This window comes from Phormidium sp. CCY1219 (assembly GCF_055795085.1).
In genome coordinates, this window is record NZ_JAYFEQ010000488.1 from 1 (window position 1) to 10,050 (window position 10,050).

Consider the following 10,050-nt stretch of genomic DNA (forward strand, 5'->3'; position numbering starts at 1 on the left):
AGTGGCAGCAGGTAGAATGAAGTTAATGGGGCAGGCAGGACTTATGTGCAATGCATGAATTGCTTTATGCCCGAGGAGGGGAGTTCGCTGGATGATGCGATCGCCTGTGACGGTGGGCAATGCCCACCCTACTACTAAATTTTCATCGGCGACAATTCGGACAATTGCCCCATTCGGGGCGGGGGAATAGATTGACTGCCAATTGAGAGCAACAATAGAGCGGAAAGCCGAAGAGTTTGGGGGGCGTTTTTGCCTGTGCCATTATTTCACGGGTTTAACCAAGTCGCGCACTAATTGAGCGAGGCGATCGCCACTATCGGGGACAGCCAAATTTCCGGTTGCCTCTGCCATTTTTGGCAAGATTTCTGGCGATTGCAATAACTCCAATACCTGAGATTGCAACTCCTCTGCGGTGAGTTTTTCTTGTCGATAAACCAATGCCGCACCGGCATCAGAAAACACAGAAGCATTGTAAGCTTGATGGTCCTCAGCGGCGAAAGGATAGGGAATCAAAATCGAGGGAGTGCGAGTCACTGCCAATTCCGTCAGGGTACCGGCACCGGCACGACTAATGGCTAAAGTTGCCCGATGAAACAAGCCGGCCATATTCTGATAAAATGGCTGAGAAATATAGTGGGGATGCTCGAAACTTTCGGCGTCGGGGTCGTTTTCGCCGGTTTGATGAAAAATCCAGGCACCGGCATCGATCCAGGCATTGGCGCATTGGCGCACCAGTTGATTGACAGCCACCGCCCCTTGAGAACCGCCGGCGACCACAATTAACGGGGCATTTTCCGGAATGGATACATCGATTGGCGGGTTTTCCAGGAATTGCGATCGCACCGGGGTTCCCACGCAAACCGTTTTTGCATGGGGGAGATACTGCGCCGACTTGTCGAAACCCACCGCCACCACATCACAAAAGCGACTGAAGGTGCGCGTCACTTTTCCGGGCAATGCGTTAGACTCGTGCAGGATAACCGGCAATCCCAAGGAACGGGCGGCGAGAATGGCGGGGGCGGCGATGTAACCGCCGGTGGAGAAGACGCCGTGAAATTGGCGCGTTTTCAGCAAGCGGCGCACCTGAAACACCGAACTCACCAGTCGGCTGGCGATTTTCAGGGTACCGATGCCAAGGCGCTGCTGAAATCCTTCCACAGAGATAGTGTGCAAGGGATAGCGATCTTTAATAATCTGGGTTTCCATGCGGTTAGGAACCCCGAGCCATTCAATATTGTAATCTGCAAGTCGTTCGGCGGTGGCGATCGCCGGGAACAAATGCCCCCCGGTTCCACTCGCAGCAATCAAGAGTTTAGTCGGTGTGGTTGCCAATTGATTTGCCTCTCCTGTCGGTTTAATTGGGTTGAATTATCCGGTGGTTATGTCAGCAATGCATTGCATCTCGAGCGATCGCTCTACATGCTCGCAAAACGCTAAGATCGAGAAGGAATGGACTGGCAGCATTTTCCGGAATCGGAAAGTCAGTCGGTGTTTTAAACACTTGCTGCCGCTTATCTCTACTGTATTATTGAAACCTCTGATGAGTAATCCGCTAACTTTACTGCAAGCGATTTTGCATTCTAAGCGCCAATCTGGTGCTGTGTCCATCCCGAAGCGTCTGCGATCGCCCATGCGTCGCGCCAAACCCTGGGCGGTAGTCGAATCGAGATTTTTTGCTTATTTCGTCCTCGGTTTAATCCTATGGTGTGCCGGGGGACACTCCGCGATGCGCGTACAGGGAGCTTTCGCCCAAACCCCACCGAGGGATTTAGAAAACATTGTGGAGCAAATTGATGCGGCTGCCAATCGCCAGGATATTGAGGCGGTGATGGATTTTTACAGTGCCAGTTTTATCAGTTCTGATGGGTTAACGCGAGACAATTTAGAAGCCGCTTTAGTTAAATTGTGGCAGCGCTATCCGAGTTTGAATTATCGCACGGAAATCGAGTCTTGGGAACGGGTGGGCAATGGGTATGTTGCCGAAACCGTGACCGAAATTACCGGCGTGCGAGAATTGCCACAGCGGGAGTTATCTCTATTGGCAACGGTGCGATCGCGCCAGCGTTATGAAAACCAAAAGGTTTTGCAGCAAGATATTTTAGATGAATCGAGTCGCATCACCTCTGGGGAAAATCCGCCGACCCTGAAAATTAATTTGCCGGAAGAAGTTCGCATCGGGCAACGGTATAATTTCGATGCGATCGTTCAAGAACCCCTAGGAGAGGATTTACTGCTCGGATATGCGGTGGAAGAACCGATTGGGGTGGATGGATATTTAACTCCTTCTGAGGTGGAATTAGAACCGCTTTCTGCCGGGGGAATTTTTAAAGTGGGCGAAGCACCTTTCATTCCGGATAATCGCTGGGTTTCGGCGATTGTGGTTCGCAAAGATGGTTTGACGATGGTCACTGAGCGCCTGCGAGTGGTGGAAGCGAATCCATAAGCAATGCGATCGCTTTGTTTGTATGGTCATTGGTCATTGGTCAATGGTCATTGGTCATTGGTCAATTATCAGTGACCATTTGTTATTGGTTACTTGGGTTAGGGAAATAATTGGTATCTGGGCAAATTGTAATTTTAAAAACTATTTATAACCGCTAATTTAAGAAGGTTTATGGTCGATTTACCCTACAAATAGCCGAGTTCGGCGGGGTAAGTTGGAATTTAGCCCTACCCTGACAAGGGCGGGGCTTTTTTGACCGCGTTTATTGTGAAAATCAGATGACATTAAAATTTTTAAAAGCGCTGAAAATAATCCACATCAAGAATAGAGAATTGAAACGGGGTCAAAGAGTGAGGAGAAACCAGAAACGGCTATCGAATTTGACTCAAACCAAAGGAAGACAATGGATTGAGGGAGTTTGGGATAACGTTACGGCTTTCTAGTGGAATCTTGGCGATCGCCTTGAGAAGGTTGAGAGGATTTTGAGCGTTTTGAGCGGTTGCGTTTGCCAAACACATGATATTTGGTTCCCGGATAAACCCAACAGAGAAAAACGGTATTTTTGGAAATCAACCAGGCGAGTTCCTCGAGGGGAATCAAATACTTTGCCAGCAGGGTGGTAGCGGTAGAATGGAGTACCAATGCACCGCCAACGACGATTATATAACGCCACACCGCTTCGGCAAAACTGTGTTTCATGGTACGAAAGACCCAGAATCGGCAAACCGTAAAGTGGAGCATGGCACCGACAAGAGAACCCAAGGCAGTAGAGGTGGGAATTGGCAGGGAGAATAAGCGGTGCAAAATGGTGAAAACCACAAAGTCAAGCGAAGTCGCCATCCAAGACGCCACGCTCATTTTACTAATATCGCGAATATGTTCTTCCAGTGCTTTGAAAACACTAGAGGTTCGAATCCATTCCATAGTTACTCAGGGATTACAACGGCAGCAATCTTATACCATACAAGGTCTGCGCGTCAGTTTTTTTGTGGCGCGATTCCCGACCTTGTGGCAATATTGGGGAGAAAGCTGCGATCGCACCCAAAAACCTGGCTTTCTCCGGTTCTGAACGAGGTGGCTAGTATTTGCCCCCATCATTACCATCAATGGGGTTTTTTGGCAGCGCTCAGGAATCGGCGAGTGCCAGTTTGCCAACTGGCTACTCCCCCGCCGCAAACCTTTTTTTCCTCGCTTAAACCCGAAGAATTTTGCACACCCTGTGGCTATAATTGTAGCGCATTTGAGGTTAGTTTACATCGCACGAAAGGCTGAAAGTCTTGTGGGTAGAAGATTTTAGAGTTGATTTTTCTGCGGTTTACTTGAATTTGACGAGAGCCACTTCAGTGCGCGAAACTGCCACAAACGGCAGGGAATCTGCGATAGCCGTGCATGAGGTACCTTACCCCTGATGGCTGTTAACCCCCCTCGGCTTGCGGGGGAAATTATGCTACTCTATGCAGACGAGCTTCGAGTGACGTACTCGCTATAGCCTTGGGCAAAACTTCCCTGTTTTAACAATTCCGTTCCCTCATCCAGCGCTTTTATTCCCCTCGGCGAATCTTTCACCTCTTGATGCTGTTTTTGGATTGGTCGCGACTCGCATCTTTCGAGGGGATGGGATCGGAGAAAATAAAATTAAAGAACTCGCCGAGTTGCGAGTAGGTCTAGCATGGAGGAGACGGTTGTGCAGCCGAGACAGAAGCGATCGCCACTCGATCGGGATTTTCAATACCACAACAGCGATGGTTGCGGGTGTGAATACGCGCAAGGGGAAGAAAAACGTTTGCAGTTTTGCCAAGAACTTTGCAATCGACCCGCATCCCTGAGCGATTATCGCCACCTTTGCGAAACCTTGTCATCATTTTATTTTATTTTAGATAAGCAAGGCGCGATCGCTTCGGTGAGTGCGATCGCCGATCGACGACTTGGCAATTCCGGGCAAGGGGCAAGCGATCGCTGTTTTCTGCACCTGATTCATCCAGAAGATCGAGAAAGCGCCTACATCGCCTTGTGGCAACCCGCAGATAAATCCGCCTGCGAAAACCCATCGTCACCTCATCTCTCCTTTCTCCCCACCCCTTTAGGTAGACCTTGGGAAGGAAGATTGCTTGCCTCGAATCAAGCTTCGGTGTGGGTTCGCATTCGTCTGTATCAACTCCCCTCCGGGGACAATTTACCCCCCACAGAACTATCCCTTTCAAACCAAGCTAAAATTACGTCACTTTCCCCAATCCAATCCGAAGCCTCTTCTTTGGTAAAAACCCCATTGCCTTCTCCCCATTTAGACCTCAATCAATTTTTAGGAAAATCCCAGAATAATCATTGCCTATTTTGTTCGCCTTTGTTTCTATTCGCCTGTGAAGACATTAGCGAAGTGAAAAATTATAAAAAACAACTTGAAGAACAGCGGCAGTTTGTGGGCAAAGTTTTAGAGGCCACAGATATTTTAGTTCGCAATTTTGTCACCACGGTACTGGATACCACCAATTCTTTAGTGGTCGTTCTCGATCCAGAAGCCAAAGTCGTGAGCTGCAATCATGCTTGCGAGACGGTGACGGGATATTCTTTTGAAGAAATCAGCAATCAAGTGGTTTGGGATTTATTTCTCCTCGAGGAAGAGGTTGAGTCGTTTCAAGAGGTGTTGAGCGCCTTGTCAGCCGGAGAATTTCCCCTACAGCACGAAACCACTTGGTTAACCCGCCAGGGAGAGCGGCGAATCATTTGCTGGTCGATGACGGCGATTTTTGAGATGGATAATCAACTCAAATACATTATTTGTACGGGCATTGACATGACCGAACGTCGTCAAGCAGAAAAGGCGCTGCGGTTGAGCGAAGAACGGTTGAGAACTCAATACAAAAGTCTGCCAATTCCCACTTTTACTTGGCAGCAAGTGCGGGAGTCATTTGTGTTAATTGACTACAACGATGCTGCAGCGGAAATTTCTCAGGGAGATTTGCATCGATTCCAGGGCAAAACGGCAGAGTTGCTGTACCCTGAAAGACCAGAAATGGTGCAGCAATTGTGGCAGTGCTATGAAGAAAAAGCCACGGTAAAAGGGGAAATGCTTTATCGATTTCCCGCCACAGAACAGCCCAAATACTTTGCTTTGACCTATGTGTTTGTGGCACCGGATATGGTGATGGTGCATAAAGAAGATATTACGGAACGCAAGCAGTTAGTGGTGACGCTCAAACAGCAAGCGCAAAGGGAGCGATTGATTGGGCGAATTCAAGCACGTATTCGTCAATCTTTGCAGTTGGATGAGATTTTGAAAACAGCGGTGGCGGAAGTGCGCGGGTTTTTGCAAGCGCAACGGGTGGCAATTTATCAATTGAACAATTCTAAAGAGGGAGAAAATGTCGGTTGCGGCGGTGGGTTTGTGGTGGAGTCGCGCGAGTCGAGTTGTTCGTCTTTGATGGAAGTGTCGCCGCCACAAACGGATTTTGTGGAAACCTTTGGGGGCGGATTCCGGGAAGGGGAAGTCGGGGCGATCGCCGATATTGAAACGGCAGGTTTGGACGAACTCCACAAACGCCAAATGCAAGCTGCTGATATTCGCGCTCATTTGCAAGTGCCGATTTTGATTCGCGAACCGGACAATTCCGGGGCGGAAGTTGGTGGGCGATCGCCCATTCAGTTGTGGGGGTGGTTGTGTGCCGATTCCTGTTCCGAGGTTCGTCAGTGGCAAACCGGGGAAATTGAGGTGTTGCAACAGCTTACAGTGGAATTAGCGATCGCCATCCAACAAGCCCAACTTTATCAACAGTTACAGCTTGCCAATCAAGAATTGCATCGTTTAGCAACGGTTGACGAACTGACGAGGGTGGCAAACCGTCGCCACTTTGATGCGTACCTGATGCAGCAGTGGCAGGAGTTAAGCCACGGACAGATTCCCCTATCCCTAATTTTATGCGATATCGACTATTTCAAGCCCTATAACGATTTTTACGGTCATCCTGCAGGCGATCGCACCTTGCAGCAAGTGGCGGGGGCGATCGCCCAGGAAGACCGAAACACGGGAGAGTTAGTGGCGCGCTATGGTGGGGAAGAATTTGTGGTGGTGTTGCCGAATACCGCCCTAGCTGATGCGGTAAAGAAAGCACAGGAGATTCGTCAGCGGGTGAGATCCCTGGCGATCGCCCATGACGCTTCACCTATCCACGGGATCGTCACCCTAAGTTTAGGGGTCGCAACCCTGATACCCGATCCAACTCGCCCGCCAGATAGGTTGATTGCGGCGGCGGATGGGGCGCTTTATCGGGCGAAGGAAAACGGGCGCGATCGCGTGGAAGTGGCATCCCTAGAGGCGGATAATCCCCATTCCGCGCGCCAGTGGACCCTCGAATTCAAAGCGTAGGTACTTCTTCCAGGGATGAAACGCCCTTTCCATCCCCGGGAAAATCGGGCAAGCGCTTCGCAAAAATGGAAAGTTGTTTCGCTTTGAGTTTCCGGTATCTGTGCTGCGGCTTTTTGGGCTAGATTAATCTCGGGAAGCGGAATTTTATCGGTGGATTTCGAGGGTTTGTAGTGGCATGGTAGGGGAAAACCACCGGGGGATTTTTATTTTATTACAGCCAGGAAAGTGCAGCCAAATCACGGCCACGATCGCTTCTGGTTAATGAGGATTTGGATGTAGCAATAAAACCGCTAGGCGCAAGGCAAAGCGGTGGGCAAATGAGTAAAAAATCCTACTTTTGCTAGGGAACGAGAAAAATAATTCGGATTATCATTGCTTGCGGCGCGGCGAAAATGAGGCGCGATCGATTGTCAACTCCTCCTAACCCGGTGGGGAAAATCTCAGTGCTGGTAATGGAGAAAAAAGATGGCAGCATTTGAGTGAGGCTAGGCGCAAAACGCGAACCTCAGACGCGATCGCATTACTCTCACAGACAAAAGCGAGAGTCCTGGCGCGCCGCAAAACCGAAGGCGGTAACATTATTTAACATTTTCCGGGGCTGAATGGATCCTAATTTGCCCCTCGATCCCTTAAATTAGGAAAGGCGATGATAAAATCGAAAAACATCGCTATCTCGACCGGGGTACCGGACATAAAATATAGCGTCTGCCCAATTCAATCTAGTTCTCATGGTTCAATCATTGAACGAAACACCCACTCCCACCGAGTCAAACCGGAAGCTGAACAAGCTCGAAGGCGTCAAAGAACACAGCAACTTTTTGCGCGAACCTGTCGCCACCGAGTTGCGAGAGGATACGACTCATTTTTCACATGATGGGTATCAGATTCTCAAATTTCACGGTTCCTATCAACAAGACAACCGGGATAACCGGGTCAAAGGGCAAGAGAAAGACTACCAATTCATGCTGCGGACGCGCTCTCCAGCGGGATACGTGCCGCCGCAGCTCTATCGCGCCCTCGATCGCCTCTCGGAAGAATACGGCAATCATACCCTGCGGACGACCACCCGCCAGGGCTTCCAGATGCACGGGATCTTGAAAAAAGACCTGAAAACCGTATTCCGCGAAATCATCCAGAACATGGGATCCACTTTGGGAGCCTGTGGCGACCTGAACCGCAATGTGATGGCACCGCCGGCTCCCTTTGTCAACCGTCTGGAATACGATTGTGCCCGCAGATACGCGAATAATATCGCCGATTTGCTAACCCCTCAAACCGGCGCTTACTACGAAATTTGGCTCGATGGGGAAAAAGCAATCAGCGGCGAAGAAAGCCCCGCCGTAAAAGAGGCGCGCCAACGCAATGGCAACGGCACCATCGTCCATGACGCGGAAGAACCAATCTATGGCCAGCACTACATGCCGCGCAAATTCAAGTGCTGCGTCACCGTACCGGGGGATAACTCGGTGGATATTTATTCCCAGGACCTCGGCTTGGTGGTGATTCTCGACGAGAGCGGTAGATTAGAAGGATTTAACGTACTTGCCGGGGGCGGATTGGGTCGCACCCACAACAAAGAACAAACCTTCGCCCGCGCCGCCGATCCAATTGGCTTTGTCCCCAAAGACGACATTTACGATCTAGTAAAAGCGGTGGTAGCCACGCAACGGGATTATGGCGATCGCCGCGATCGGCGTCATGCCCGCATGAAATACCTCCTGCACGACTGGGGCGTAGAAAAATTCCGCAACACCGTTGAGCGCTACTTTGGCAAACCCCTCGACCCCTTCAGACCTCTGCCGGCATTCAAGTACCAAGATTTCCTCGGTTGGCACGAACAAGGGGACGGCAAACTCTTCTACGGCATTTCTGTGGAAAATGGCCGCATCAAGGATGAAGGCTCTTTTCAGCTCAAAACCGCCCTGCGGCAAATTGTGGAACAATTCAACCTGCCAATGGTGGTGACGCCACACCATAACCTGATTCTGGGCGATATCTCACCGGAACAACAGCGCGATATCGAACAAATCCTACAACACTGCGGCATCCAACGCGAAACCGATATCGACCCCTTGGTGCGCTACGGGATGGCTTGCCCCGCCTTGCCTACTTGTGGCTTAGCCATTACGGAATCGGAACGGGTGATGCCCTCGGTTCTGGAACGGATTCGCGCTCTTTTAATTAAAGTCGGCTTGCCGCAAGAACATTTTGTGGTGCGAATGACCGGCTGCCCAAATGGTTGCGCTCGTCCCTATTTGGCAGAATTGGGTTTGGTGGGCAAAACCCCGGGCAGCTATCAAGTCTGGCTGGGAGCTGACCCCCATCAAACTAGATTGGCGCACCCTTACATCGAAAGCTTACAGATAGAAAATCTAGAAGCTGCCCTCGAACCCCTGTTTGTCTACTATAAACAAGAGCGTCAGCATCAAGTAGACCCGGAAAGCTTTGGGGATTTTTGCCATCGGGTTGGGTTTGAGGCGCTACGACGCTTTGCCGCTACTTATTCTGACTCCAATACTTCGGCTTCATCCACGGAAATGCCCGATCGCGAACCGTTTAGTGCAACGTCCGAACCTATGCATACTCCCAATCCCGACCCCATGCAAACTCCCAATCCGCAACCGATGTCGGCTCCGTCTTCCGAACCGGTGCAAGACTCTCCTCCCGCATCGGTTCAACCGAATCCCGCACCGGCGGAAATGGTCTCTACTCCACCCCCCCAGACGGAACAAACTCCCCCGGTTTCGCCGAGTTCTCCGGCCCCGGAAGGTGGCACTGAGGAGGGTCAACCGGCTCCGACTCCGGCGCGCCCACCCCGTCGCCGGATTAATGTCAGCAATGAAATCTATCTTCAGCTTAAAGCTGAGGCGGCGCGTCAGGGTAAGCCGATGAGTCAGTTGGCGGGGGATGCTCTGGATACTTACTTGAAAAATTTGCCGCAATCTGAGTAATCTCCCTCGGTTTGGTTCGGTCTCGATCGCCGATCGAACAGCCCCAAACCGACTGAGTATTTTCTCCCCGTTTGTATTATTATCCCGCGATCGCCTTCGTTGTAGGGACAAGGCACTGCTTTGTCCCTACCTTGGCTCCCCGGGTTGATTTGTATCCAGCGGGAACACCGCTCGGGAACTACTTTTCCCCTGCGATCGGGATTTAGGGTGACAAAACCTGTCAGCACCCCGCTCTGAAGTAGCGGGGCTTCGTGCCTCGTTAATTTAGGTAGCTGACCCGCCTAAGTGCCTCACGC

5 protein-coding genes are annotated in these 10,050 nt (G+C 50.7%); 3 read left to right on the forward strand and 2 right to left on the reverse strand.

The features are described from left to right. Nucleotides 1-261: 261 nt before the first annotated feature. Complete coding sequence (gene murG, locus AC0QH1_RS12825) at nt 262-1,332, reverse strand: undecaprenyldiphospho-muramoylpentapeptide beta-N-acetylglucosaminyltransferase (protein ID WP_324631531.1); 1,071 nt, start codon at nt 1,330-1,332, stop codon at nt 262-264. Between the two features lie 208 nt (nt 1,333-1,540). On the opposite strand from murG, the gene AC0QH1_RS12830 reads away from it, so the two are divergent. Continuing rightward, nucleotides 1,541-2,443: a Cif family virulence factor gene (locus AC0QH1_RS12830; protein WP_324631532.1), complete on the forward strand. Its 903-nt coding sequence runs from the start codon at nt 1,541-1,543 to the stop codon at nt 2,441-2,443. Nucleotides 2,444-2,872: 429 nt separating this feature from the next. Here AC0QH1_RS12830 and AC0QH1_RS12835 read toward each other — a convergent pair whose 3' ends face one another. Further along, nucleotides 2,873-3,367 carry a GtrA family protein gene (locus tag AC0QH1_RS12835; RefSeq protein WP_324631533.1) on the reverse strand — a complete coding sequence of 165 codons (495 nt, stop codon included), beginning with the start codon at nt 3,365-3,367 and terminating at the stop codon, nt 2,873-2,875. 760 nt (nt 3,368-4,127) lie between these two features. Between AC0QH1_RS12835 and AC0QH1_RS12840 the strand changes: the two genes are divergently transcribed. Continuing rightward, a complete protein-coding gene (locus AC0QH1_RS12840) occupies nt 4,128-6,803 on the forward strand; it encodes a diguanylate cyclase domain-containing protein (RefSeq protein ID WP_324631534.1) in 2,676 nt (891 codons plus the stop codon). A gap of 728 nt (nt 6,804-7,531) precedes the next feature. Next, on the forward strand, nt 7,532-9,754 hold the full coding sequence (sir, locus tag AC0QH1_RS12845; RefSeq protein ID WP_324631535.1) for a sulfite reductase, ferredoxin dependent: 2,223 nt from the start codon (nt 7,532-7,534) through the stop codon (nt 9,752-9,754). The last annotated feature ends 296 nt before the right edge of the window (nt 9,755-10,050 follow it).